This is a genomic window from Blautia sp. DFI.1.216 (assembly GCF_020594215.1).
GTDB classification, from domain to species: domain Bacteria; phylum Bacillota; class Clostridia; order Lachnospirales; family Lachnospiraceae; genus Blautia_A; species Blautia_A wexlerae.
In genome coordinates this window covers 88,960-115,942 of sequence record NZ_JAJDML010000001.1, presented here as the reverse complement: position 1 = coordinate 115,942, position 26,983 = coordinate 88,960, and the positions used below count along the sequence as shown (strand labels likewise).

32 protein-coding genes are annotated in these 26,983 nt (G+C 43.9%); all 32 read left to right on the top strand.

Going from position 1 to position 26,983, the window contains the following annotated elements; genetic code table 11:
• Positions 1–24 precede the first annotated feature (24 nt).
• The 32 genes from terS (at position 25) to LJE11_RS00420 (ending at position 26,918) form a co-directional block, all read left to right on the top strand.
• Positions 25–825, top strand: coding sequence for a phage terminase small subunit (gene terS, locus LJE11_RS00575; protein WP_055149981.1), 801 nt, complete (start codon positions 25–27; stop codon positions 823–825).
• Complete coding sequence (locus LJE11_RS00570) at positions 815–2,284, top strand: DEAD/DEAH box helicase family protein (protein WP_070099979.1); 1,470 nt, start codon at positions 815–817, stop codon at positions 2,282–2,284. The genes terS and LJE11_RS00570 overlap by 11 nt, the downstream gene beginning before the upstream one ends.
• 26 nt (positions 2,285–2,310) lie before the next feature.
• Entirely contained in the window at positions 2,311–3,678 is a 1,368-nt protein-coding gene (locus LJE11_RS00565) for a phage portal protein family protein (RefSeq protein WP_195277618.1), read from the top strand.
• A 4-nt stretch (positions 3,679–3,682) separates the two neighbouring features.
• On the top strand, positions 3,683–4,621 hold the full coding sequence (locus tag LJE11_RS00560; RefSeq protein ID WP_195277617.1) for a phage minor head protein: 939 nt from the start codon (positions 3,683–3,685) through the stop codon (positions 4,619–4,621).
• Entirely contained in the window at positions 4,608–5,084 is a 477-nt protein-coding gene (locus LJE11_RS00555; protein WP_055149986.1) for an XkdF-like putative serine protease domain-containing protein, read from the top strand. Before LJE11_RS00560 ends, LJE11_RS00555 begins: the two co-directional genes overlap by 14 nt.
• A 50-nt stretch (positions 5,085–5,134) precedes the next feature.
• Positions 5,135–6,349 carry a hypothetical protein gene (locus LJE11_RS00550; RefSeq protein ID WP_195277616.1) on the top strand — a complete coding sequence of 405 codons (1,215 nt, stop codon included), beginning with the start codon at positions 5,135–5,137 and terminating at the stop codon, positions 6,347–6,349.
• 17 nt (positions 6,350–6,366) lie between these two features.
• The gene (locus LJE11_RS00545; protein WP_008704610.1) at positions 6,367–6,795 is read left to right on the top strand and encodes a hypothetical protein; all 429 of its coding nucleotides are present in this window, start codon (positions 6,367–6,369) and stop codon (positions 6,793–6,795) included.
• Between the two features lie 15 nt (positions 6,796–6,810).
• Entirely contained in the window at positions 6,811–7,836 is a 1,026-nt protein-coding gene (locus tag LJE11_RS00540; RefSeq protein ID WP_195277615.1) for a hypothetical protein, read from the top strand.
• A gap of 10 nt (positions 7,837–7,846) precedes the next feature.
• Positions 7,847–8,281 (top strand): hypothetical protein, encoded by a 435-nt coding sequence (locus LJE11_RS00535; RefSeq protein ID WP_055149996.1) that lies wholly within the window; start codon positions 7,847–7,849, stop codon positions 8,279–8,281.
• Positions 8,281–8,715 carry a hypothetical protein gene (locus LJE11_RS00530; RefSeq protein ID WP_055149999.1) on the top strand — a complete coding sequence of 145 codons (435 nt, stop codon included), beginning with the start codon at positions 8,281–8,283 and terminating at the stop codon, positions 8,713–8,715. The genes LJE11_RS00535 and LJE11_RS00530 overlap by 1 nt, the downstream gene beginning before the upstream one ends.
• Positions 8,712–9,074: a hypothetical protein gene (locus LJE11_RS00525; protein ID WP_055150002.1), complete on the top strand. Its 363-nt coding sequence runs from the start codon at positions 8,712–8,714 to the stop codon at positions 9,072–9,074. Before LJE11_RS00530 ends, LJE11_RS00525 begins: the two co-directional genes overlap by 4 nt.
• Positions 9,071–9,430: a hypothetical protein gene (locus LJE11_RS00520; protein ID WP_195277613.1), complete on the top strand. Its 360-nt coding sequence runs from the start codon at positions 9,071–9,073 to the stop codon at positions 9,428–9,430. The genes LJE11_RS00525 and LJE11_RS00520 overlap by 4 nt, the downstream gene beginning before the upstream one ends.
• Position 9,431: 1 nt before the next feature.
• Positions 9,432–9,716: a DUF5026 domain-containing protein gene (locus LJE11_RS00515; protein WP_055150008.1), complete on the top strand. Its 285-nt coding sequence runs from the start codon at positions 9,432–9,434 to the stop codon at positions 9,714–9,716.
• Positions 9,706–10,575: a hypothetical protein gene (locus LJE11_RS00510; RefSeq protein ID WP_055150011.1), complete on the top strand. Its 870-nt coding sequence runs from the start codon at positions 9,706–9,708 to the stop codon at positions 10,573–10,575. The genes LJE11_RS00515 and LJE11_RS00510 overlap by 11 nt, the downstream gene beginning before the upstream one ends.
• Before the next feature lie 11 nt (positions 10,576–10,586).
• On the top strand, positions 10,587–10,811 hold the full coding sequence (locus tag LJE11_RS00505; protein ID WP_055150014.1) for a hypothetical protein: 225 nt from the start codon (positions 10,587–10,589) through the stop codon (positions 10,809–10,811).
• The gene (locus tag LJE11_RS00500; RefSeq protein WP_055150017.1) at positions 10,811–12,220 is read left to right on the top strand and encodes a phage tail sheath subtilisin-like domain-containing protein; all 1,410 of its coding nucleotides are present in this window, start codon (positions 10,811–10,813) and stop codon (positions 12,218–12,220) included. The genes LJE11_RS00505 and LJE11_RS00500 overlap by 1 nt, the downstream gene beginning before the upstream one ends.
• 14 nt (positions 12,221–12,234) lie before the next feature.
• Positions 12,235–12,690, top strand: a complete 456-nt coding sequence (locus LJE11_RS00495; protein WP_055150020.1) for a hypothetical protein — start codon at positions 12,235–12,237, stop codon at positions 12,688–12,690.
• Positions 12,691–12,756: 66 nt separating this feature from the next.
• Positions 12,757–13,311, top strand: a complete 555-nt coding sequence (locus tag LJE11_RS00490; RefSeq protein ID WP_227295296.1) for a phage tail assembly chaperone — start codon at positions 12,757–12,759, stop codon at positions 13,309–13,311.
• 163 nt (positions 13,312–13,474) lie between these two features.
• Positions 13,475–18,223 (top strand): phage tail tape measure protein, encoded by a 4,749-nt coding sequence (locus tag LJE11_RS00485; RefSeq protein WP_227295293.1) that lies wholly within the window; start codon positions 13,475–13,477, stop codon positions 18,221–18,223.
• Positions 18,224–18,237: 14 nt separating this feature from the next.
• Positions 18,238–18,939 carry a LysM peptidoglycan-binding domain-containing protein gene (locus LJE11_RS00480; protein ID WP_008704594.1) on the top strand — a complete coding sequence of 234 codons (702 nt, stop codon included), beginning with the start codon at positions 18,238–18,240 and terminating at the stop codon, positions 18,937–18,939.
• Between the two features lie 12 nt (positions 18,940–18,951).
• Positions 18,952–20,202, top strand: a complete 1,251-nt coding sequence (locus LJE11_RS00475) for an XkdQ/YqbQ family protein (protein ID WP_020993776.1) — start codon at positions 18,952–18,954, stop codon at positions 20,200–20,202.
• A gap of 8 nt (positions 20,203–20,210) precedes the next feature.
• Positions 20,211–20,561, top strand: a complete 351-nt coding sequence (locus LJE11_RS00470; RefSeq protein ID WP_008704590.1) for a hypothetical protein — start codon at positions 20,211–20,213, stop codon at positions 20,559–20,561.
• Between the two features lie 21 nt (positions 20,562–20,582).
• Positions 20,583–21,035 carry a DUF2634 domain-containing protein gene (locus LJE11_RS00465; protein ID WP_020993777.1) on the top strand — a complete coding sequence of 151 codons (453 nt, stop codon included), beginning with the start codon at positions 20,583–20,585 and terminating at the stop codon, positions 21,033–21,035.
• A gap of 4 nt (positions 21,036–21,039) precedes the next feature.
• The gene (locus LJE11_RS00460; RefSeq protein WP_008704587.1) at positions 21,040–22,170 is read left to right on the top strand and encodes a baseplate J/gp47 family protein; all 1,131 of its coding nucleotides are present in this window, start codon (positions 21,040–21,042) and stop codon (positions 22,168–22,170) included.
• Positions 22,171–22,172: 2 nt separating this feature from the next.
• Positions 22,173–22,931: a putative phage tail protein gene (locus LJE11_RS00455; protein ID WP_227295290.1), complete on the top strand. Its 759-nt coding sequence runs from the start codon at positions 22,173–22,175 to the stop codon at positions 22,929–22,931.
• The gene (locus LJE11_RS00450) at positions 22,931–23,302 is read left to right on the top strand and encodes a phage tail-collar fiber domain-containing protein (protein WP_020993778.1); all 372 of its coding nucleotides are present in this window, start codon (positions 22,931–22,933) and stop codon (positions 23,300–23,302) included. Before LJE11_RS00455 ends, LJE11_RS00450 begins: the two co-directional genes overlap by 1 nt.
• A gap of 14 nt (positions 23,303–23,316) precedes the next feature.
• The gene (locus tag LJE11_RS00445) at positions 23,317–23,919 is read left to right on the top strand and encodes a hypothetical protein (RefSeq protein ID WP_118570964.1); all 603 of its coding nucleotides are present in this window, start codon (positions 23,317–23,319) and stop codon (positions 23,917–23,919) included.
• A gap of 11 nt (positions 23,920–23,930) precedes the next feature.
• Positions 23,931–24,461: a hypothetical protein gene (locus tag LJE11_RS00440; protein WP_008704583.1), complete on the top strand. Its 531-nt coding sequence runs from the start codon at positions 23,931–23,933 to the stop codon at positions 24,459–24,461.
• A 49-nt stretch (positions 24,462–24,510) separates the two neighbouring features.
• Complete coding sequence (locus tag LJE11_RS00435) at positions 24,511–24,867, top strand: hypothetical protein (protein ID WP_227295289.1); 357 nt, start codon at positions 24,511–24,513, stop codon at positions 24,865–24,867.
• Positions 24,864–25,268, top strand: a complete 405-nt coding sequence (locus tag LJE11_RS20705; protein ID WP_227295287.1) for a hypothetical protein — start codon at positions 24,864–24,866, stop codon at positions 25,266–25,268. Before LJE11_RS00435 ends, LJE11_RS20705 begins: the two co-directional genes overlap by 4 nt.
• A 10-nt stretch (positions 25,269–25,278) precedes the next feature.
• Positions 25,279–25,608: a hypothetical protein gene (locus LJE11_RS00425; protein WP_227295285.1), complete on the top strand. Its 330-nt coding sequence runs from the start codon at positions 25,279–25,281 to the stop codon at positions 25,606–25,608.
• A complete protein-coding gene (locus LJE11_RS00420) occupies positions 25,605–26,918 on the top strand; it encodes a radical SAM peptide maturase, CXXX-repeat target family (RefSeq protein ID WP_227295274.1) in 1,314 nt (437 codons plus the stop codon). Before LJE11_RS00425 ends, LJE11_RS00420 begins: the two co-directional genes overlap by 4 nt.
• The last annotated feature ends 65 nt before the right edge of the window (positions 26,919–26,983 follow it).

Here is a 26,983-nt window from a genome sequence, read left to right as displayed (position 1 = left end):
GATGATGGAAGGGAGGGGTGTCCATTGGCAAGGGCAAGAAGTCCCAACAGCATTGAAGCTGAGGAAATGTATAAGAACGGGATGAAACTTGTTGACATTGCCAAGAAGTTGGACGTCCCGGCCAGTACAGTTCGACGCTGGAAATCAACCCAGAATTGGGATGGGGATGCAAAAAAGAAAAAAAACGAGCGCTCGCAAAAGAAAAAAACGAGCGCTCGCCATAAAGGTGGACAACTTGGAAACAAAAATGCTGTAGGAAACAAAGGCGGTCCATTGAAACCGGGAGATAAGATTGCAGAGAAACACGGAGCGTACTCTTCCGTATATTGGGATGTCCTTGATGAATCTGAAAAAGATATGATCGAAGATATTCCGATGGATGAAGAAATGCTCCTGATCGAACAGATTCAGCTCTTTGCCGTGAGGGAAAGACGAATCATGGCGGCAATCAATAAATACCGGAATATGAATGGAGAAGTATCTTTGTTCGGCTTCGCCAGAACTGAAGACAAGCGAGCTTTCAAATCAGATGAAGATAAACAGCTCTATGAAGAACGCATTGAAGAAAAGGTTGCTTCTGGAGATCGTCTTCCGGGTAACACATATAACATGATGACAAATATGGAAAACAAGGACAATATGATTGCCAGACTTGAAAAAGAGCTGTCAACTGTGCAGTCGAAGAAGACCAAAGCCATTGAGGCACTTGCGAAGCTGAGACTGGAGAAGCAGAAGATTGCCGGAGAAAGCAAGGGCAATGAGGTTGTTCGTGCATGGGCTGAAGCTGTAGTGAAAGCAAGGAGGGAAGAGAAACATGATGGATGATACGGCGTTCTCTGAGTTCCTTGACGAAAGCATTCCCTTGTGGCGTGATGATCCAGTCATGTTTTTTCGGGAAGTTCTGAATTTCGAACCAGATGAATGGCAGGCACAAGCAGCTAGAGACTTGGCTGCAAACCCAAAGGTAAGCATTAAATCCGGACAGGGTGTTGGAAAGACTGGTCTTGAGGCAGCGGTGTTCCTGTGGTTCGTTACCTGTTTTCCACACCCAAGAATCGTTGCGACAGCACCAACCAAACAGCAGTTGCACGATGTCCTCTGGTCTGAGATTTCCAAGTGGATGAGCAAGTCCGAACTGCTCTCTATACTTCTAAAATGGACAAAGACATATGTTTATATGGTTGGAGAGGAAAAGCGTTGGTTTGGTGTTGCCAGGACTGCTACAAAGCCAGAGAATATGCAAGGTTTCCATGAAGATAACATGCTTTTTATCGTTGATGAAGCTTCCGGTGTTGCGGATCCAATCATGGAGGCTATCCTTGGTACCTTATCTGGAGCAAACAATAAACTTCTTCTGTGTGGAAACCCAACGAAGACGTCTGGAACCTTTTATGATTCCCATACAAGAGACAGGGCATTGTACAAATGCCATACGGTTTCTTCTATGGACAGCACCAGAACAAATAAAGAGAACATAGATTCTCTTGTTCGAAAATACGGATGGGATTCTAACGTGGTCCGTGTTCGTGTCAGGGGCGAGTTCCCGAACCAGGAGGACGACGTATTTATTCCGCTGAGCATTATTGAACAATGTAGCAGCAGGCTTTTAGAACTGGATGATACAGATGGAATGCAGTTTGTATCATTGGGGGTGGATGTGGCCCGTTTCGGAGATGATGAAACGATCATATATCGTAATTATCATGGTCATTGCAAAATAGTCCGGAACAGGCGAGGACAGAACCTGATGGCCACTGTAGGGGATATCGTACAGGAATTCAAGAAGATATATAGAGAACATCCAACGTATGAAGGCAAAGTATATGTGCAGATTGATGATACAGGACTTGGAGGAGGCGTCACTGACCGACTAAAGGAAGTCCGGAAAGAACAAAAGCTGTACAAGATGCAAGTTATCCCGATAAATGCCGCTGAAAAGATTGAGACTGATACGGCAGCAGGTAAAGATGCAGCTGAAAGGTACAATAACCTGACTACCGCTATGTGGGCCAGTATGCGAGATCTCCTTGATAACAAACAGATTGTTATTGAAGACGATGAGCAGACGATTGGTCAGCTTTCTTCCAGAAAATACACCATGGCCAGTAATGGAAAGCTTGAGATTGAACCAAAAAAGGAAATGAAGAAAAGAGGACTTGATTCTCCTGACCGGGCAGATGCTCTTGCGTTGGCATTGTATCTTGGAAAAATCAAGAAGCACACAGGTACGGCACCAAGTGCAGGTGCTATGCAGAAATTGTCAAAAGATAATTATTGGGGCTGATATAGCCAGAAAGAGAGGTGATGAAGATGAAAGAGTATGGACGGATTGGACAGAAACGCTGGGAAGGCGTGTTTAATGAAGAGTTTCTTCCTGAACTATCCGGAATAAGAGGCGTGAAAACGTATCGTGAGATGCTCGACAATGATGATACGATTGGAGCGATAATGTTTGCTATAAAAATGCTGATTCGTCAGGTTAAATGGCATATTGAGCCGGGCGGTGATAGTGCAAAAGACCGGGAAGCAGCAGAATTTGTAGAATCGTGTATGGACGATATGCAGAATACATGGACTGACACCATCTCAGAGATTTTATCATTTCTCGCATACGGTTGGAGCTTTCATGAAATTGTCTACAAGCGCAGGATGGGAAAAACAAAAAATCGAAAAACATCAAGCAAATATTCAGATGGACTGATTGGATGGCAGAAGATTCCGCCCAGAGCGCAGGATACGTTGTACAGATGGGAATATGACGATAAAGACAACTTAATCGGAATGACTCAGCAACCTCCGCCGGATTATGGATTGCTTACCATCCCGATCAGCAAAGCAATGCTGTTCAGAACAGAGAGCATAAAAGACAATCCTGAGGGACGAAGCATTCTGAGAAACGCCTATCGGTCATGGTACTTCAAGCGCCGCATACAGGAAATCGAGGCAATTGGAATCGAAAGAGACCTTGCCGGACTTCCGGTGTTGCACGCACCAGATGGTGTAGACATATGGGACGATAAAGACCCTGAGTTGGTATCTATTAATGCAGCGCTTACATCCATGGTCAAGAACATCCGCAGAAACGAATATGAAGGGCTTGTTCTTCCAGCTGGATATGAAGCTGAACTCCTGAGCACTGGTGGAACCAGACAGTTTGACACGAATGCCATTATCAACAGATATGATGCAAAGATCGCGCAGACTGTTATGGCGGATTTCATCATGCTGGGGCATGAGCAGACAGGAAGCTTTGCGCTGAGTGAAGATAAAACAGAACTGTTCGCAGTTGCTCTTGGGGCGTTCTTGGATGTCATATGCGAAACATTCAATAATCAGGGCATTCCATCCCTGATCGACATGAATGGTGCTCATTTTGATGCAATAACAGATTATCCACAGCTTGCACATGGCGATGTGGACAAGAGAGATATCACGAAGCTGTCTACATTCCTGAAAGACATGGTTGGAGTTGGAATCCTTATCCCGGATGAAGATCTTGAGGATTATGTAAGAGAAGTCGCCAACCTGCCGGAGAGAACGCTGTCAGATGATCCTAGAAATAAGGATGAACAGCGGGAAGCACAGAGAAGGTCGCCGGAAAAAGAAGGCAAAACATCAGAAGTTGAGCCTGAGGAAAATCAGGAAATCGAAGAAGCGAAGAAACGGTTAGGCAGGTGAACATATGTTGAAGATGCGGGCAAGGTCTCGAACGATTAAAAAAAGCGTAGAATCACAGAAGGTTCTTGAAGCCCTTGATAATTATCTTGAGAGTAACCTGGACGAGCCGATGAAATGGCTTGTAAGGTTCTGGAAAGATCAGGCAGCGGTTATGCTGTATAAGGACTTGCGGGAGATTGTAATCGGAGAAGCGGATCCGCAGAGCCTGTTTGATCAATGGTTCTCAGATTATTCTGTCTTTCTTTCCTCGAAAATGACAGCATCATGGGAAAGCGCTTATTTTGCGGCGTGGAATTCAACAGCTGAATTTGTTGGCCTGGAAGAAAAGATTAGTTCAGAAATCTATGTGAGAGATTGGATTATAAATCGAACAGGTAACTTGATTACGAATGTCTGTAGTGATCAGGTGAATGCGGTCCGCTATTTGATTGCAGAAGCCCAGTCATTAGGTATGGGTAGCGATGAAACTGCTCGATATATCCGGCCAACGGTTGGCTTGACGGAGAGGCAGGCAGCAGCGAATCTGAGGCATTATAACAGTGTGAAGACTCAGTTGAGAGCAGATCATCCACGCATGAAAGAAGAATCTATTGAGAGAAAGGCCAGGACAGCGGCTGCGAAGTATGCTGAGCGACAACAGAGATATAGGGCTGAAACAATCGCCAGGACAGAGATTGCACAGGCATACAATGCGGGAGCAGATGCTTTCATCAGAGAAGCCATCCGGCATGATTTGATGCCGGAAATGAAGAAAGAATGGTCAACTGCTCTTGATGAGAGAGTGTGCAAAGAGTGCCAGGCTCTTGAGGGCGTACAGATTAGTATGGATGATAGTTTTGAGACACAGTCAGGAAGAAGGAATGTAACAGTATTATTGCCGCCATTGCATCCTCGGTGCAAATGCGCGGTCAAATATGTGGAGGCAACATATGAAATCGTTTAATGAAATCATGAAGATAAGAGATGAACCGGAATCGAAAGACATACCGGTTGAAAAAAGAAAATTTCAGATCAAGAAATCCGATGATGAAAAAATGCAGGCGTTCGGATGGGCCAATATTTCGATTACCGCAGATGGAGAAGTGCTGGAAGACCTGCAGCATGACATCATCGAACCAGAGGAACTGGAACAGGCGGCATACAAATTTGTTGATCTTTACCGGGAAGGTGGAGAGATGCATATAAGAGGCGGCGTTGCCAGACTGATTGAAAGTGCAGTATTTACAAAAGAAAAGATGGAAGCTATGGGTATTCCAGAGGGAACACTTCCAACGGGATGGTGGATTGGTTTTCAGGTAACAGATGCCGATGTATGGGAAAAGGTTAAAGATGGAACATACTCTATGTTTTCCATAGAGGGAGAAGCAAAGAGAGTAGAAGTGGAAGATGAAGAATCTGATCAATAGGCACCGGAAACGGTGCTTTTTTGATAAATAAAGCGAAAGGAGGGAATGACTTGGCGACAAAACTTGAAGGTCTGCATATAAAGAAAGTTGATTTTGTGGACCAGGGAGCTAACCAGATGGCAAATATTAAGATAAAGAAAAGCAAGGATGGGGAAGAAATTTCAAATCCAGAGGTAGGTCTTTTCAAACGATTTGTGAACTGGATTACGGGTGAATTGAGTAAGTCAGACTCAGAGATTACAAAATCAGCAACAACATTCAATGAACAGATCAACGCTGTCAGCATGGATGCAATCAGGGATGAAATCTGGTCTACTTGCTATGCACTGCAGAATTCACTGAACTCTATTCTGTGCGATGCAGAAATGGACAGTTCTGCGAAGCAGGCCGCAATGGAAACAAGCACAGAACAGTTTGCAGAAGCTATGAAAGGATATATCCCGAACTGGGCTTCTGGCACAGCGACGAATATCAGAAAGAATCTGGCTACACCAGATGAAACAGATCTTCAGATGGTTATGAAAGCACATAAGAATCTGACAGATATTATTGAAAAATCAAACGAAGATAATGAGAAAGGGGAATTGGAAGACATGCTTAAAATCAACAAGTCTAAAATGACCGCAGAAGAAAGAACTGCGTATGATGAACTTATCAAAAAATATGCAGTAGAAACAGAAGAACAGACAGAAGAACCGGTTGGAAAGAGTGCACCTAAAGCGGAGGATCCGGATATTGTAGATGATTCCGAAGTTACGAAAACTCAGAAGTCAGTAACACCGCCACCAGCAGCACCTACAACAGAGACAAGTGCAGACACCGGAGATGATATCTACAAAGGATTACATCCTGCTGTAAGAGCAAGATTAGAGGCTCTGGAAAAGAGAGCGGCAGAAGCAGAAGAAAGAGAGCTTCTTGATGTCGCAAAGAAATATGAGATTGTCGGAGAAAAGCCGGAAGAATTAGTGAAAACTCTGAAGTCTTTAAAGGATGCAGGCGGAACCGCATACAATGATATGATTAGCGTTCTGGACAGAAGCGTTGATATGGTTGAGAAGTCTGGCGTATTTAGCGAAATTGGGAAGTCCTTCTCAGGCAATCCTGTAGCATCTATTAAGAAGTCTGCAGCAGAAAGTAAGATCGATACTATTGCAAAGGGATATATGGAAAAAGACTCTGCTCTGACATATAATGCAGCTCTTGCAAAAGCGTGGGAGGATCATCCAGAACTCTTGGATGAATATGAAGCAGAAGCGGGCTATTGAGAAAGGAGTGAAGAAAGATGGGTACAAACTTTAACGGAACAATGATCAACCAGTCTGTGACTATCGCAGAAAAGGCAGGAGCTGATATTGCAGATGTCCGCAATCTTATTCTGAAATATGATGAAGATGGAAATGTAGTGATCGCCGCAAACGGAACAGCACCCCTGCTCGGCTTATCTATTATCGAAGGTGGCTACAACGATATTTCTGGTGCTGAATCAGGAAAAGTAAAGAAAGGTGATGATCTTGAAATCCAGATCAAGGACATTGGCTATGCAATTGCGTCTGCGGAAATCAAAAAAGGACAGGAAGTCACAGCCACCACAGGTGGAAAGGCAGCAGTAGCTAAAGCGGGAGAGTACGTGATTGGTGTTGCCCTCAATTCTGTGTCTGCCGGAGGATACAGCAGAATCCAGATTGCAAAATATCAGAAAGCAAAAGCGTAAAGGAGGAATGTAAACATGAGAAATACAACAGCGGGAATTAAGGCTGAAATCGCAAAAGGCGTGTTCAGACCCCACACAGCACTTACTAACATGGCACTGGCTTATTACCAGAATGCCAGCAATTATTTCGCAAAAGCTCTTTTTCCAACCTGTCCGGTAGGTCTTTCTTCTGACAATTACTACATTTTTAGCAGAGAAGATCTCCTGAGAGATAACTGGCAGAGAAAACCGGCATATGGCAAAGTTGACCCGACAACAATTGGCGAAAGCACTGACAACTATGTCTGCAAAGTAGATCAGATGATTATGGGTATCGACCAGATTCGCCAGACCGACCTTTCCAGACGTCAGGGTCCATCTATCATTCAGCCTAAACAGCAGCGCACTAGAACAATTGCAGAACAGGCTAACATCCACCAGGACCGTTTGTTTGCAGCGAGCTATTTCAAAGAAGGAGCATGGAAGAACGAACTTGAGGGTGTTGATAACACCACTCCAAGCACAAACCAGTTCATTAAGTTCAGCAATGCAAATTCTGACCCTATTGCATTTATCGACAAAGAGAAGACCGACATGAACCAGCAGACAGGTCGCATGCCGAATCGTCTTGGTCTTGGTATTAATGTATTTAATGCTCTGAAAGTACATCCGGGCATCCTCGAAAGGGTTAAATACGGTGGAAGCACCGCAAATCCGGCATCTGTAACAGAGAATGTGCTTGCGCAGTTGTTTGGAGTTGAAAAGATTGTAGTGCTTAAATCCATTATGAACAGTGCAAGCATGGGCGCAGATGAAGAAATGCAGTATATCGGAGATCCGAACGCATTTCTACTGGCTTATGCAACTAACGCACCGAGTATCGATGAACCGTCTGCAGGTTATATCTTCACATGGGATATGCTCGGCAATGGACAGATGCTTCCGATCCTGAACTATCTTGGAGAGAATGGCACACATACTGAGTACATTGAAGGTCTTATGGCGACAGATATGAAGAAGACATCTGACGATCTTGCAAGATTTTATAAAGCTGCAGTTTAAGGAGGAACCTATGAAACTTGTTGCAAACAAGCCATGCAATCTGAATGGAAAGAAATATTTCATCGGTGAAGAAGTCCCGGTTGAAGAAGTGGTTGATTACGCCAGTTTAGTAAAGATGGGGCTGTTATCAGTGATTCATGACGCTGTTCCGGAGGATAATCTTGAAGAATGTGTTGCTATGGTAGGAGAGGTAAGCTTTTCTATTCCAATTGTCAAAGGTCACGAGACGATTGATTTGGACGTTACAGAGCCTCAGATGCAGGATGCAGTAAAAACTATGCAGATGAGTGCAGATGCTGCTGTAGCTCATATTAGAGGGAATATTGAGGACGATACAACGCTTATTATCATCAATGCTCTTGACTCCAGAGCAACCGTAAAAAAAGCAGCAGAGTCAAAAGCCAAAAATCTCATTGAACAGGAAGAAAGTAAAGGTGATGCCTGATGGCAGGAACTTATACATATGAACCTGCCATGATCACATCGTATGGGAAAGATCGAATGAGGTTTGAACTTGGAGATGTGATGGTAGATGGAAAAGAGAGAACTTGTGCATTGTCAGACGAGGAATACATCGTTTTGTGTGATGATGTTCAGTCTGCGAAAGATTGGAAACGGGCAAAATTAAAGTGCCTTGAAAGTATATTTCGCAGGTTTTCTTTTGAACCTGATACAACAGTTGGCCCTACCTCATTCAAATTTGGTGATAGGGCTAAATTGTGGCAGGAAGAATATGAGAAGCTGAAGAAAGACCTGAAACTTGCTTCTGTATCCCCATCGGCTATTCTGATGAATGCCGGAGATACAAGCAAACAGCCAGTGCCATATTTCTACAACGGAATGATGAGCCATGAAGAAAGTGATGGTGTAGATATATGATTAGTCCATTTGGCTTGATGTATCTAAGACCGGGAAATTTATGGACAGATTTTGTGGTAAGACGAAAGAGCATTCGCAACATACTCGGACATCCTGTGTCAGATTTTGAAGCGAAAGGCGAGATATCAGGAATACTTGCTGAAGCATCTACACATGAATCTGACCGAATGAAACACAGGTGGGATCAGGAACAGCATTCCTTAACCCACACTCTTGTTATCCGAGATTCTGCAAATGTAAAGCAGGGAGACTATCTAACTACCGCAGGAAGAACCTTCCTCGTTCTCTTGTGTGAGGATCCCGGAAACCTTGGAGCAACTGGCTTAATATATCTTGAAGAAAGGAATGATCTGAAATGACGCCTGCCGAAGCAGCAGAAGCAGTAAAAGTTCAAGTTCAAACAGACAAGGAACGGATAGAGCAGCAGGTGATCGCAAGATATCCAAGGGCTTCAAATGCCCTTAGAAATGCTGCATTATCTGTACTGGCAAATCCAAGCCCGTCAGCTCCGGGCAGTCCACCGGGTGTTCGGAGCGGACATTTAAAAAATAACTGGCATATGAGCGGCGGTGCGGTATGCATTACTTCAGGTATGGGATATGCTGGCTATCTGGAACATGGTACCAGAAAGATGGCGGCCCGTCCTTTTGTTGACAAAATACAGCAGACGGCATTACCGAATGTTATGGCTATATTTGCAGAAATCGGAGGTTGATATGCTTATTGATCACATTGAACGAGCAGAATTTAATGCGGAGGAAATGCGAAGAGGAACTCTCGTCTTTGCAAAACATAAAACATGGAAAGAGGGAATCTCAGGTATTGTTTATCGCGCTTCTGCGGAACAGATTACAGTAATGTATCCGAATTCTCTGACAAATACCCAAAATCATTTTTTTATACCAGTTTCAGAAGTTTATAAAAATGAGTGGGAAATAAGATATTCGGGCGATGGTCTTCGTACTGTTCAGGAATACAAGGAGGCTGCGGATGAATCTTAGCGAACTGATTTTTAAACGTCTCTCTGCAGACGAAAATTTGCAGACAATGCTTGCTACATATGCCGGAGCACCTGCAATATTTGATTCTGAGTTTCCGGCAGACCAGCAGGAAGGATGGGAAGGAGCCACGCAGTATCCGAGGATATGCTACCGTATCGATATGCAGGTCAATCAGGAACGATCATCGGCGGGAACCTTGTATGTTGCAATGTATACGGATAAAACCAGTACGATAATTGAAGATATTGAAACAGCTGTGAAGCACTGTCTTCAGGACGTCCTGATGAAGCCGGCAGGAGAAGCACCGTTTTGCGTGGCGTGGGCGCGCACAGAATCGTATGCGATTGAGGGAAAAGAGGTGTGGTGCAAAGAAATGGCATTTGACATCCTCGAATACCCCGAACAGTTCAGCACGGATCCTGATCCGGTTCTTGCGGTAGCTGCGTATATCAAAAAGATATTTCCAGAGACAACAGTGCTTGGCATAGACAATGTTGGAGATTTTGTCGAAACATCAAGAACTCCCGTGTTCTATTGCAGATTGGCAAATATACAGCATACGACAGGGCATTGTATGAATACGATTTCATGGTTTGTAGGGAAGATTGCTGTACATTTGATTTATCCGGGAGCTGGCACAAGGTTAAAGACACTTGCATCTATCAATCAGAAGGTAGCCATAGATGAGGAGATAATCATGCTGGATGATTCCCCTATGACTATTCAGGGATTAGAACTGAATAATAAGTCAGATTACCTCAGAGAGGGACAGCTGACTATAACTGGTAAATATGGATGTCTCAGATGCAGTGTGAAAAAACATAATATTGCAAGAATAGGCATGGAATTCACAAATTGAAAGGAGAAGCAATGGCAGAAACAAAGAAAACAAATGCTCCGGAAGAAACAAAAGAAGTTCTTCCGGCAGAGAAAGAAACGGAATATGGGGTAGATGAGCTGATTGCCGCACGCGATCAGCTTTTTTCTTGCCCTGATTGCGCGATGGTGGCACTGAAACTGTCAAAAAAGAAAAGCATGACTGTTTCAGAAGCTGAGAAGCTTGTCGAAGAATTTATGAAGAAGGAGGTCAAATAATGGCGGAATATTTCCAGATTCCTGAAGTAGGTACAAAAGTTCGACCAGGAAGTTATTTCAACGTAGATAAGAATGGTGACGATGATTCTTTCGGGGCAATTGACGGAGTTGTTGTAGCTGTGTTTAAAGCAACGTTTGGACCAGTAGATAAAGTAACAGTCTTAGAGAGAGGAGACGATTACACAACAATCTACGGAGATGGATTAACGACTGACCTGATTCGTGAAGTTCTGTATGGTGGTGCAAAGAAAGTTATTTGCTGTCGCCTTAATGGAACGGGCGGAGCTGTGGCGAGCGTAAGTCTTGCAGCTGCAACTGGAAAAGTTAAGATCACAGCAAAACATCCAGGAGAGATGCCATTTTCTGTAACTATTAGAAACCGCTTAACTGACAAAGACAGGAAAGAATGCATTATCTATACAGGAACTACTGAATTTGAAAAAGTATATTTTTCAGCAGGCGATAATGAAGCTGCAAGTCTTGTAAGTGCTTTTGCAAATTCAAAGAATTTCACGGCTAATCTTGAAGAATCTGCAAAAGGAATCATGACTAATGTGAATCAGACAGCGTTTACAGGAGGAAAGAATCCTACAGTAGCAACTGCCAATTATTCAGCTGCTTTTTCACAGGCAGAAAAATATTTCTTCAATACAATTTGTGTTGATACAGAAGATACAGCAGTACATGCGCTGTTACAGGCATTTCTGGACAGAATTTATGAAACCAGTCAGTTTGGGATTGGAGTTGTTGCAGAGAAAGATAACAAAGATTTAGACGAAAGAATGAATGCGGCAGCAGGATTTGATGGTGAGAATATAGTTTATGTTCTCAATCCAAAAGTCTTTATCAATGAGGGAACTCTGGATGGATATCAGACTGCCGGCTTGATTGCTGGACTTATTGCAGCAACTCCTGCAAATCAGGCAGTGACTCATATGGTGATTACTCGATATGTAGATCTTGTAGAACCGCTTACAAATACTCAGATTATAAAAGCGGAACTGAAGGGATGCTTGGTTCTTAGTAAGTCTACAGAAGATGAGGTATGGATTGATGCTGGAATCAATACACTGATTAATCTTCCGGATAACAAAGATAAAGGTTGGAAGAAAATCCGCCGTGTAAGAACAAGATATGAGTTATTGTACAGAGCAAATGCCCAGTCCGACGCTTTAGTTGGAAAAGTCGATCCTGATAAAAATGGAAAAGCCACTATTATTGGAAAAATTCAGGGAATTATCAATGCCATGATCAAAGAAAAAAAATTAACAGCAGGAACAGTAACTGAGAGCACGACTTATATTGCAGACGCAGATAACTGTTATTTTGACCTTGATATCATTGATAAGGATTCTGCGGAACATATTTACTCATTCTATAAGTTTAGATTCAGTACCAATGCAGAGTAAAGGAGGAAAGGTGAATGTTAAATACAAGTGCTGCAACAGACGCGAGACATAGTCGTTCAGGTAAAGATGCCATGCTTTACAATGCAGATGGGGTTCCGTTTGCGCAGGTAAGCAGTTTTCAGTCGAAAACATCTTTTAATAATACCAAATATCAGCCATTAGGACAGAACAGAGAACTGGAAACAAACAATACTATTGGAGTCACGATTACAATTTCGGAGATCGTTGTTCTGGATGGCGAATTATTCAACAATGTTGTTAGTGCGGTAAATAAAGGAGAAAGCCCGGTTATGACTTTAGATGGAGTTATTGAAGGGCGTAATGGCTCCCAGGAACGCATTACATATCGTGAATGTATCTTTAGCGGTGACCAGGATCTGCAGAATGTAAGTACAGGAGATACATTATCAAGATCTTATAATCTGCACTGCAACGGGGAAGTAGAACCCCGTTCATCACTGACAATTTGATATCTGATCAACACAAGGGTGGCTAAAACTGGCCGCCCTTATTTTATAAACGGAGGAAAATAATACATGGCAAGAACTGCAAATATCGAAAATGAAGAACTGAAAACAACTGAAATTGATATGACAGAAGCTGAGGCAGATGAAGCATTAAAAGCTGATATGGCGGCAAATGAAGTGGATTATCTGGCGGGTCTTTTGAATGCAGCAGAAGATGCAGAAGACGAAACAAAGAAGATCGAGATTGTCCGTAATGGAAAGACTTACTTTGCTTTTTCAATTCATTCGCTTCCGGATGAGACTCTGTATGAAATCCGTAAAAAGTACACCAAGTATGTAAAGAATAAGAGAACTGGCACAAAGGTAGCTGAAGGAGTAGACAATGCGAAACTCCGCAGTTCTATGATTTACAATGCGACAATTGCAGAGGATCAGGAAAAACTGTGGGATAACAAACAGGTTCAGGAAGCATTAAGACGGAGAGGAAAACACATTATTAATGCTCTGGATGTCATTGATGCGGTGCTGCTTCCGGGAGAAAAAGAGAACGTATTAACTGTTCTGGACGAGCTTTCAGGCTACGATACAGAAGAAGCAAAGGTTGAAACAGCAAAAAACTTATAAGGTCCGGCTACAAATCAGCCCTGTTGCACTGGATATTCCAAAGGCAGGGCATCCGGCCGGATGAGGTAATGGCCTTGCCAGCAGGGGTCAGAGCCTTTCTTTTTGCCTCTACGGAGGTATGGATTGAAGAAAATATCAAGAAAAATGAAAAGAGGTGAGATGCTTGGCAGAAACGATAAGGATAGAGATTCCTGTTAATGTGGTCGATAATACCGGTTCTGGAACGTCGAGTGTGACCAGGAATCTCACTGCAATGGAAAGGGCGTTTGAGAGGGCAGACAGGGCGGCGCAACGATTCCAGCGTAGATCAGGCGTAGCAGCTGAGATAGAAATTGGAGCAGACGACAATGCCACCCCGGTTCTTTCTGCTGTTGAAAATGCAACAGAACAGATCGACGGAGAAACAGCACAGGTAGAAGTTTCAGCTGACGATTCAGCTACACAGATTGTCAATTCCGCATCAAATGCTGTAGAAAATTTTGATGGACAATCGGGAGATGCAGAAATAGGAGCAGACGATAGCGCCACCCCGGTAGTATCCGCCGCTTCTGATGCGGTGGAGAATTTCGATGGAATGAGCGGGGATGCTGAGATTGGTGCTTCTGATGAAGCTACGCCGGTTATCCGGGCTGCTCAGGATGCAGCAGAATCATGGGGAGGAAGCGTGTTTAATGCTACTATCGGTGTCATAGATGCGGCGACCGCCCCAATATCCAAACTTGCGAGTATAGCAAAGAATCCGGTTGTGCAGGGAGCATCATTGATCGGTGCCAGCTTTGGTGTGGCAGAATCGGTTAACTCCTTCCAAGACTTTGAAAGCATGATGTCACAAGTCAAGGCTATCTCTGGTGCAACAGGGCAGGCATTCGATGATCTGACTGCAAAAGCACAGGAGATGGGAGCGACCACCAAGTTTACGGCCACAGAGAGCGCAGAGGCGTTTAATTACATGGCTATGGCAGGATGGAAGCCACAGCAAATGATCGATGGTATATCCGGCATTATGAGCCTTGCAGCAGCATCCGGAGAAGACCTTGGAACAACAAGTGATATTGTAACGGATGCACTGACAGCTTTCGGATTACAGGCGGGTGATGCAGGGCATTTTGCTGATGTTCTTGCTCAGGCGAGTGCCAATGCCAACACAAATGTGTCAATGCTTGGAGAATCGTTTAAATATGTCGCTCCTGTTGCTGGCGCTATGAATTACAGCGTTGAAGATACATCTCTTGCGCTTGGTTTAATGGCAAATGCAAGTATTAAAGGTAGCATGGCCGGTACCGCACTTAAAACATCTTTGGCAAATATGGCGGCACCTACAGACAGCATGGCAGCAGCTATGGATAAATACGGAATCAGCCTTACAGATTCTGAGGGAAACATGAAATCCCTTCGAGGAGTAATAGATAATCTTCGAGGAAGCTTGGGTGGACTTTCTGAGACTGAGCAGACAGCAGCAGCTTCAACCATTTTCGGAAAAGAGGCCATGGCCGGCATGTTAGCAATCATCAACGCCAGTGAAGAGGATTACAACAAGCTGAGCACAGCAATTGGCAATTCAAAAGATGCGGCAGAGGGAATGGCTGACACGATGCTGGATAACCTGAAAGGTTCGTTCACACTGATGCAGAGTGCTATCGAAGGTACGGAGAATGCCTTTGGAAAACGGTTGTCTCCGTATTTAAGAGGAATTGCAGGTGGAATTACCGATATGATGCCTGAGATAACGGATGGAATCAATGCGGTTATGGATGTGGTAGATGATAAGATTGCAGGCGTAAAACGCAAGATCACTGACATGACCGGTTCTGATGAATGGAAGAATGCGGATCTGTTTGGAAAGATCGACATAGCATGGGATTCAATAATCGCAAAGCCGTTCGGGAATTGGGCTTCTGGAGATGGTGCGCAATTAATATCCAGTGGGCTTGGCACATTATTTTCGAGTGCAGCGGCTATTCTTCCGGGAGGTGAAAAAGCAGGACTAACATCGTGGTTAAGTGCAGGGATTCTCGCAAAAGGAGCAGCTACGGTTGCTCAAAAAGGGAAAAGCATAGTGGAAACCCTGTCACCTATCGGAGATGCTATTGGTAACATTACAGAAGCAGCTGGAAATGCAAATGATGTGATGGACTTTGTAGGTAATCTGAGTTCCATGATTCCTGTAGGAGCGAAAGTTGGACTTGCGGCAGCGGGAATTACAGCTGCGATTATAGGAATCAAACTTGCAATCGACAAGTATAACCAGACTCAGCTTGAGAATAGTTTGGAGGAGCATTTTGGGAAGATTAAATTATCTGCAGATGAAGTTAAAGATGCGGCGGCAGGAATACTGAACCAGAAATACCTCACAAACGTGGAACTGGCATTGAATGAAGTACAGAATGCCGATAATCTGCGAGCGGAGGCGCAAAAAGCTTTGGAATCGAACGATGTCCTTGAATTCAAGAGCAGAGTTGGAATCACTTTGACAGCTGATGAACAACAGGAATATACGGATAATATTAATACTTTTGTTGAAAGCAAGATATCTGAACTGGAGAGTCGTACATTTGCGGCTCATATTCACGTTCAAACATACCTCGCAGGTACAGAAGACGGTCAGACATTAGCCCAGAACATCAAGGAATGGGCCAGAGCGGACAATTTGGAATTATCCGATTTATCTAGCCAGCTGTCGCAAAAGGTCTCAGAAGCCCTGAAAGACGGCATCATTGATGTGAATGAAGAAGAAGCTATTAGCGCTTTGCAGGAGAAGATGAACAGCATAACTGCTCGCTGGAAAGAAGCAGAGGCACAGGCTCAGTGGGACTGGATAAACCAGAAATACGGTCATTTAAGTGCAGCTGATCTGGAAAGCGGTTCATTTACAGACTTGATGGATGAAATGCGAAGCCAGCGTGAGACTGCAATGGAAAGCATTAAAGCAGATACGACTCAGTGGTATTCGGAATTGGAGGCAATGAAGGACTATGGAAGAATTACTCCTGAACAGTATGAGAGCTACAAAGAGCAGACTGGATGGTATGTAAGAGGCCAAGAAGGTTCCGAATTGTCGAAGAGTCTTGAGCTTGGAAGCAACACTCTGAATGACACATACGGCGAGAAGATTACCGGAAACATCCAGACGCTTACAGAAACTGCGCAGAACGCCTTGAAAAGTGCAGAGACCAGTTTGCAGAGCGGAAGCTATGGTACGATTGCAAGTACCTTTGATAACATGTTTACGTCTATGGATAATGGAAAAGGCTTCCTGGGAATTGGTGCAGATGCCGATCAGAGAGCACTAAACGAATTGTATCAGTCGATGGCTCCGGATGTTAGTCAGATGGGAAGCCTGATTGACCAGTACAGAGAAGCAGGGCAGGCAGTACCGAAGAGCCTTATGGAAGGATATAAGGAAGCAATCGAAGTCGGTGCGGCGGCAGGTGACGTTGATGCGGCTTGGCAGAATTACGCAAACCAGATTCTTGAATCTGGAAGCGAAGAAATGAAGAGCGTTTTGACGGATCCGAACAATCCAATGTACGAAAGTGTACGAGAGCAGTTGCCGGAGGAACTCAAAACTGCCATTGACAGGGCGACGGCAGAAACGACGCCAGATGAGATAACACTTGAAGGGCTGAGAGCTGCTGTCGATGGAGATGTGGATATTGACAAAGATTCCTGGGTATCGGCGCTGAATGAAAAACTGGGAGATCTTGCAACTACTGAAGAGGTTACTGCTGACAATGTAAAGATTAAAGTTGAGCAGGGGGATTGCCTTTGGGAAATTGGTAATGCTCTTGGAATTGACTGGCAGACGATTGCAGAACAAAACGGTATCGAAAGTCCATACATTATTCACCCAGATCAGGAACTTACAATTTCGATGGATACAATAAAAGCTGAAATGGACGGAGATAAGGCGCAGGCTGCTATCGAGCAGGCAATGTCGGCTCTGGATGCCGAAGGGGCAGAAATGTCCGTTACAGCAGAAGGAGTGAAGGTTGATCTGGCAAATGTTGAAGTGGATTCTGATGTAGCGGCGGCTCAGATCGAGTCGGCTCTTGGCATGGAATCCGGGACACTTGCAGCCAATGGCATTGAAATACAGGCAGGAGCAACAGTAACAATTCCACAGGAATTGGTACAGGTTGATACATCTGGCATACAGAGTGCTACTGAGGCGCAGACAGAAACAGAGCCCGTGGAAACAGATACGTCTGCAAATGTTAATATCACTGAAGCAACTACAGATGCGTCTGGTGCCAAGGAACAGGCACAGTCGGAAGTGGAATCTACATTTTCAGAATCTATGCCGGCAGATGGCCATACCGATGTAACGCTCGATCAAACGAACAATGCAGCAGAAGTATATTCTGAAGTGGCGTCTGAAGTACAGTCTACATTTTCAAATCCGATAGCGGCATCATGCACTGTTAATGTAACTCTTGACTGGCATATCACAAATCCATCTGCCGGAATTACAACCTCCGGAAGCGGTTCTTCTGTAAAGGCATCTATTACAAGCAATGCGGAGGGAAGCATCGTTACCGGACCGTTATTATCCTGGGTAGGCGAAGATGGTCCAGAAGCCATTATTCCTCTTGGCTCAAAACGCCGAGACAGAGGCATGGACTTGTGGTTACAGGCTGGACGGGCATTGGGTGTCAAAGAGTATGCAGACGGCGGCATGATTGGAGATGTCCCACTGTCAGGAGGTTCCTCAGACTCATCTTCCGGAAGTTCTGGTAACAATGGCGATAAAGGACAAATCGTTGTCAATATGAATCCTGTCTTCAACATTAACGGAGAGGGCGGCAATGACACAGTAAATTCAATCAAAGAGAAACTGAAAGAGTTAATTAACGAAATGTCCGGAGAACTGGCATCAAGATTACTCGAATCATACGCAAATATGCCGACGTAGAAAGGGGAGAGGGCATGGAGATATATTTAAAAGAGGCGGCAAATAAGCAATCTTGTCTTCGCTTTCCTTCTCTCCCAGACAAGGAGATTACTGTTAAGGGAAATTCAAAATACCAGAAGTACGATCTGATAAAAAAAGGAACCTTTGCATTTCCGGCTGGTCCGGATATCAGATCATATGAATGGGATGGATACCTCTGGGGAAGAGCCAGAAAAAAGATGTCCACCATACATACGAAGTGGCTGGATCCGAAATCTGTTATAAAGAAGCTGGAAAACTGGCGAGATAAGGGAACGGTTCTGAACCTTATCATTTCTGCCGGCGGCGGCATCAATGTTGATGTGACGATTAATAGCTTTGAATATAAGAAATTTGGCGGGAAAGGAGATTACTTTTATAGCATTTCCTTTTATCGTTATCGTCCGCTTAAAATCCAGACCACAAAGGACCTTGGCATTGATAAGAAGAAAAAGAAGACGACAGCCCGAACGAACCTGAAAAAGAGTTCAACAGATAAGAAAAAACAGACATACACCATTAAAACTGGTGACTGCCTGTGGAATATCGCAAAGAAATTTTACGGATCAGGAGCAGATTGGAAAAAGATTTATGATGCAAATAAGACAGCGATAGAAAAGGCTGCGAAAAAATACGGGCATAAGGATAGCAACCAAGGGGACTGGATATTCCCTGGCACTATCCTTACGATACCGTAAAGGAGGCATTATATGATTGATCCGCTGAAATATTCTTATTATTTAGTCCTCGTGACTGAAAAAAAGAAAAAATATGACATCACCAATTTTGTCGAAGATTTGGGATGGGAAGAGCTGGAAAACGAACTTGCAGCCAGATTGTCGTGCACTGTAAAGAATGATAAGACCACAAAAGGCAGGATTTCCAGTTTGTCTAAACCGGGATGTTATTTGTACTTGTATTATCGGTACAAGACTGGAACTGCACAGGAAGCTATGCGTGGCCGGATTGTAGAATGGAATCCATCTGCAAAGTCAAGCAGTCAACCATTAAAGCTGAAGGCCTATGATAACCTGTATGATTTGCAGGAGTCGGAAGACTGTGTATATTATTCTTCCGGAGCAAGAACCAAGCAGGTTATACAGGATTATTTCAAGAAATGGGGCATACCAATTGGTAAATATACCGGACCTGATGTGGTCCACGGAGTTATTAAGGAAGACAAGAAGAAACTCGGCACAATGGTCAAAGATATTCTGGATGAAGCGAAGAAAAAGGGTGGGGGCTATTCTGCAATCCGTTCTGTCAAGGGCAAAGCCCAGATTCTGGCAATTGGCAGCAACAAGAACATTTATCATTTTGCCGAAACAGAAAATCTGATAAGTGTTTCTCATAAGATCAGCACTTCGGGAATGGTTACGCGAGTAAAGATTCTCGGAGAAGCAGACGATGATAAGCGCAGACCTGTAGAAGCAACGGTCGATGGTCAGACAAAGTACGGCATTCGCCAGAAAATACTTACAAGAGGCAAGGATGATAGCTTAGATGAAGCAAAAAAAGAGGCAAAGGAAGTCCTTGATGATGATGGAAAGCCGAAAGAGGAAATCAAGGTAGTTACTATCGACATTCCTATCATCCGAAAAGGAGATATTATCCATCTTAAAATGTCAACTGGATCAGGGTATTACTGGGTAAAGGCAATTACTCATGATTGCGACAAGATGGAAATGACTATGACTTTAAAGAAAACTAAGCTGAAATCTTCGTCTTCGAAAAAGGATAACAAGAAAAAGGATGGAGATTACAGCATCGGAGATACAGTCAACTTCCATGGCGGCTATCATTATGTTTCTTCGGATGCAACGTCAGGATATAAGGTAAGCGCCGGAAAGGCGACAATAACACACAGTAATCCGGGCAGTGCTCATCCATGGTGCTTGGAAAATGTTAACTGGGCTGAGACCCATGTATGCGGCTGGGTAGACGAAGGCTCGTTTGATTAGGAGGGCATATGGCATATGACAGTAATGACGGTGTCGCACGATTAGCTGCGGTATTAGATGCAAGAATGAGAGATCATGCAGATAAGCCGCTCTGCCTTGATTTTGCAGAGATTCAGGCAGACGGCAGCCTGCTCTCGAATACATTTCCGATTCCAATTCCTAAGAGTGATTACAGAGTTTGTAGGCAATTAACTCTTGGAAAGACGGGAGATGCATTTTGCGATGTCCGGGCAGATGAACATTCTGGAAAAGCATATCTTCCGGAATCTATGCGGCAGTTGCAGGCCGGAGACAGAGTGTTGATTGCGTGGGTGCAAGACACTGCTGTTGTGATCGACATTATAACCAGACCGGTATAAGAGGACAGTATAGGAGGACATATGGCAGACAATAACTTATATCCGGTGGTGGATATACCGGAATATGAGGAAGAAAATGAAGAATATGATACAGAGTACAAGCCATCTGTGGCGTGGGACTTAGAGAAAGGAGATTTCGTTTGTAAATCTCCTTTTTGTATGCTCAAAAGCGAAGGACTTGAAGCGTACAAGATATGGTGCGTGAAGGCCGTATCAACAGAAAGATATAGTTGCCTCGGGTACGACGATGACATCGGTGCAGAGATGGAAGATGCCATGAAGGAAGAAGATGACACAGCTGTGGAACTGGCAATTGAACGTACCATAGAAGAGGCTCTGATGGTAAATCCAAGGACTGAATCCGTAGAGGACTTTGAGTTCTCATGGGAACCATCTGTGGTTTATGTGAAATTTACAGTGTACGCAATACACTGGGAGAAATTTGATTTAGAAGTAACATTGAAAAGGAGATGAGAATTTGACAGAAGAATTTGTAACTCCAGAATTTATAGATAATAGTGATCCTGATACGATCCAATCCAGGATGATGAACAATCTGCCTGTTGATATCTCTGATATGCCGGCAGATTTCCCATACGATTTCACAATGCCAACAGCGATTGAAATATCGAGGTTAATACAGTATAACCTTACCCGGACATTGATGTTGATGTTCCCGATGTGGGCTTGGGGTCAATGGCTTGATTTGCATGGTGTATCTGCAAAGGTTACACGAAAGCAGGCGAGCAGAGCATCCGGTCATGTGACCGTCGTAGGCACCGCTGGAACGATTATCGAGGAAGGGACGGTATTTTGTACAGAAGGTACGACAGATGTCGAATCTGTTGAATTTGCGACGACTGAGGAAGCAACTATACCAGAGCAGGGAACGGTTGACATACCTGTTGCGTCTGTTCTCACAGGAGCTTCTTATAATGTGACAAGAAATACTGTGACATTGCAGAAACAGCCAAACAAGAATGTTACTTCTGTGACGAATGAGAATCCTATCAGGGGTGGCACAGACGAAGAGGACGACGACACATACCGAGAAAGAATCCTTGAAAAGCTTCGCTCCGCAGAGGTTTCCTTTGTAGGATGTGACGCAGATTATGTCCGTTGGGCGAAAGAAGTATCTGGTGTTGGTTCTGCCGTGGTCGAAGCTGAATGGAAAGGACCTGGCACCGTTAAGGTTGTTGTTGCTGATCCGGATGGTTCTGCGGTTGGAGAAGATACTCTAAAAGCAGTTGAAGACTATATTGTATCCCCAAAGGACAGAATGAAGCGTCTGGCTCCGATTGGAGCATCCGTAACGATATCTACAGTGAAGGACATGACTATATCCTACAGTGCAGTGCTTGAACTGGAAAGCAATTACAGTATCGACAATGTAAAGGAAGCATTCCTGACAGCATTAAAGACCTATTACAGGGAAGCTAAGGACAGTGAAGAAATCCGGTATACGGTTGCATCTGCATTGTTGTCTAACACAGCCGGAGTAATTGATTTCTCAGATTTTCGTATAAATGAAAATACGAACAATATATCGGTTGCGGCAGACTATTATCCGATCACAACTGCGACGGAGCTTAATTTTACGGAGGGATAGAGATGCATATAGACAATGTTGATCTGGAACATTTTCCTACGAATGAGGTTGCTCAGAGGCTCCTGACGTATGTGACGAGAGGATGGTATGATAAGTCGTACGTCGGAAAATGGATATACGAAGTTATCGGGCTGGAACTGGAGACTGCAAGCAGGAGGATTGGCGAAGCGCAGAAGCAGGCATTTCCGGAAACAGCGGCATGGGGAATTTACTTCCATGAACTGACGTATGGAATACCGATTGACAGGACAAAAGACATTGATGATCGCCGAAAAGCAGTCGTGAATCGACGCGATAGGACGGCCAGATCGTCCATTACGCCTTATAGGCTCGAGAACATTATACAGACCGTATTTGGGCTTTCTGCGAGCGTCTCGGAGCAGGTAGAGAAGTATGTGTTTGGTATCGACCTGTTGATCGGAGCAGATTATCCGATATATTCCGTCGATGTTTTACTGGAATATATCCGAAAAATAAAACCATCTCATCTGTCAATGCAGGCTCGATATGTTATTGAAGCCGCAATATGCAGTGAGAGGGAAAGAGTTCTATTCCCAGCGTTAGACATAGGAATGCAGCATGTCTGGACAGAAAGATTTTCTGTACCATCGGTTGAAGTTAAATGTGAAATAACAGAAAAACTTCCGGTTGGAATGACCGGGAATGTTATGATCTACAAGAATCTCAATCAGTGGAATGGAGAGTACAAATGGGATGGAACGATAAAATTTGATACAGAAGTAACAACGGAGGAATTGTGATGGAAGGAAAGGTAACAGTAGTAGGAAGGACGAAAATCCTGAGAGCCAGAGCCGGAGAGATCACTCTGCCTAAGATTGTAGGATTTGCGTTTGGAAGTGGCGGCTCGAATGGTTCAACAGTTCTTAGTCCGGGAGAAACATTGAAAAATGAATTTCTTCGAAAAGCGGTAGATGGACATACGCTTAAAACCAATGAAAACAAGTGTGAATATTATTGCACATTAAATGGATCTGAAGCCAACGGAAAGAGCATAAGTGAGATCGGATTGTATGACTCTGAGGGAGACATCATCATGATTGCTAATTTTCTTCCAAAAGGTAAAGATTCGAATGTATCAATGAGATTTGAAATTGATGATGTTTTACAGTAAGGAGATGATTATATATGGCGAACGTGGTTATCCCGGAGAATCCGGAGTTCAATGAAGCTTTGAGAATCATCGAGACAAAGGATCTGGTTCATGCGGATGTAGTAAATCCTATGTTTAGGACATTACTGCTTAATACTATATATCTCGAACGACGGGTAGCAAAGATGATCGAACGGATTGACACACTTGCGATTGACAATACCTATGGAGGACCAGAGCTGTCGGCGGATGCAAATATCGTAGATGCAAGCGCGCAGTTCAGCGTTATCAGGAAAACGTCGTCGACAGCATCAGTACAGACACTGTTTCAAAAAGCAATCGATAGTCTCAGAAAAGGACTCTATAGCTTGTTGATTAGAGTGAAAGTGAACTCAAATTCAAATAACGGCGGGCTAATCGAATTAAATGTAACGTCTGGCGGAGCGATATTGGAAACCAGAACTATTACTGCAAATATGTTTGAAAGAGCAGGAGTTTATCAGACGTTTGGACTTAATGTTGAATTGAATGATACGGTTACTATTACTGCGAGATTGCTGAAAAATAGCGCAAATATAACGGTGTCCGTTGATTATGTCATGCTTCAGCCGGCTCAGACAGCAATCACGAGTTTGTAGGCGGTGGCTATATGATATCAGCAGAGAGACTTGTAGAATTGCGGGCAAAAGTAAAAAAAGAAATGGCAAGGAGAAGCTGTGTGGAGCATGGTTCAAGCGCTTCAATGAATAAATTTGCTGCAAATTATGATTATAATGCTGTTCCGGTCACTGGGGGAGACATTACAGATGAACATATACAAAAGGTTATTGATCCGCTGCTTAATGTAGCGGATTTTTTGCAAGATAACAGCCTGCAACAGAGTCATAGTGGAGCAGATGTGATCGTCGATCAGGCGGAGAAATTTGTTGATACCCTTGCAAAAATAGATAAGCAGGCAAGTGATAGTGGGTGCAGAGGACTCTGTACGGGGTTATGTGTAGGTTCTTGCACATCTGGCTGTCAGGGATGCACTGGGTGTACTGGTGGTTGCGATACCACTTGCGCAAAGAGTTGTTCAGATGGCTGTTCTACATCCTGCGGTGGTTGTTCAGATGGCTGTTTTTCTGGATGCACACATACCTGTGGTTCCGGATGTACAACCGGCGCGATGACTACATAATGAGAGGAGGTGATATCTATGGCGTGTTCAAAAGGATGTGGAACGAGTTGTGCAACGAGCTGTAAGTCCACAGCGTCTGGCAACTGCGGCGGATGCGGGACTTCCTGCTCGCGAAATTGCAGTACGATATGTAGCGGCACCTGTTCTGGTACTTGTGATAAAACATGCACAAAGCAGTGCAATCACAATTGTTCGGACGAATGTACTGGATGTCAACGGACATGCGCAGATGATTGCGAGGCAGGATGCAAAACGGATTGCCTTCAGACATGCACAGCAAATTGTTCGGACACCTGCGCAGACTGTACAGGCGGATGCGGAAACAGTTGCTTTTCGACATGCGCAGATGATTGCACAAGCGGATGCAAGGGCAGTTGCAATCAGACATGCACAGCAAATTGCATGAACGACTGCAATACCTGGTGCGAAGGCGGATGTTATTCTTCATGCACATGGACTTGCGAAGGATGCAGTAATACTTGCACCGGTACCTGCACCGGTACCTGTTCTGGCACCTGTTCTGGTACCTGTTCTGGTACTTGTCAGGGTTGTGATAATAAGTGCACAGCTTCCTGCGCTCAGTCTTGTACTGGCTGTAGCGGCTGTTCGGGTTGTGGAAATTCCTGTGGTTCCGGATGCACAGATAGCTGCATGGGAACCTGCAAAAGCAATTGTTCTGGAGGCTGCGGAACCAGCTGTGGAGGATGCTCTACATCCTGTGCATCAAGCTGTCAGAGTGATTGTGGCGGCACCTGCAGGAATCAGTGCTACGGACAGGCGACTACACCGATATATTCATTTAATTAGGAGGAAAAAAATGAGAACAGTAATTATTAAAGTAGACAGCAAAGAGGCAGAGTACATCGAAAGACTGGACTACGAAAGGGGATTTACTAAAGATGTCCTGCAGAGAATCATCGAAGCACACATGGAAGACCCAGATGTAATCAATAGCCCAGCATTTAAGGCTTATCAGAAACAGGGAGCGGAATTGGATGCACAGTTCAGCATGGCAGTAGCAGAGCTTGAGAAAAAATATATTCCGGAGATTCTTAAACATCACAAGATCAAATGGAATCTTGAGTACAAGACAGGAGAACTGAAAGTAGACATTCTGTGCAATTGTGAAATTGAGGGAATCAAATGAAAAGAACAGAACAATATTCCGAAAGGCTGAGCAGATTATATCCTGAGCTGCACGAACCGGTAGGGACAGAAAAGATTCTGACTCAGACCATTACGTTTCAGGTCACTGATGACTGCAATCTGGCATGCAAGTATTGTTATCAGACACATAAGGGCAAAAAGAAAATGTCTTTCGATACGGCAAAGAAGATGATTGATCTTCTGCTAACTGGAGAAAAGGGCATGAGAGATTATATCAATCCAAGGCGTTCCCCTGGCCTTATCATTGACTTTATCGGCGGAGAACCGCTGTTGGAAGTAGGGCTGATTGATCGAATCTGCAGTTACACTATTGGCCAGATGATAGAACTAAATCATCCATGGCTTATGAAAACAATGTTTTCTATCTGCAGTAATGGTGTGTGCTACTTCGAACCAGAAGTACAGAAGGTTTTGCAGAAATGGAACAATCGACTGTCTTTTTCTGTTACCGTTGATGGTAATAAAGAGCTACATGATTCCTGCAGAGTGTTTCCAGACGGTCATCCATCGTATGATCTGGCGATTGCAGCGGCAAAAGACTGGATGAATAAGGGCGGATACATGGGAAGCAAAGTTACTATAGCTCCGGCGAATGTAATGCACACATACGATGCAATCACACATATGATTGAACTTGGATATAACGAGATTAATGCGAATTGTGTGTATGAGGAAGGATGGAAACCGGTTCACGCCACAGTTTTTTACGATCAGCTGAAAAAGCTGGCTGATTATATTTTGGAACACAACCTTGACATGGAAAAGGATTATTATATTTCCTTGTTTGAGGAAAAGTATTTTCGTCCAAAGCAGGAGGATGATCTTGAAAATTGGTGCGGCGGGAATGGTGTTATGCTGGCAGTTGACCCAGATGGCATCATATATCCATGTTTGCGGTATATGGAAAGCTCTCTTGCAGGGCAGCAGGAACCATATAGTATAGGAGATGTGGATACAGGAATCTGCCAGTGTGAATGCCACAAATGCCGTGTGGAGTGCCTTAAGAAGATTGATCGGAGAACACAGAGCACGGATGAATGCTTCAATTGTCCCGTTGCAGAGGGGTGCTCATGGTGTACTGCATACAACTATCAGGTATTTGGCACACCCGATGCAAGGGCTACTTACATCTGTAACATGCACAAGGCACGAGCACTCGGAAACATCTATTTCTGGAACAATTATTACAAGAAACACGGTATTGATAAGCATATGGAGAATTATGTGCCAGAAAAATGGGCGCTTGACATTATCACTCAAGCAGAGTGGAATATGCTGAATAGCTTATAACTATTTTCGATATAATCTAACAAAAAATGATAATATCGAAAAAATATGGTAAAAAAGAGAGGTGT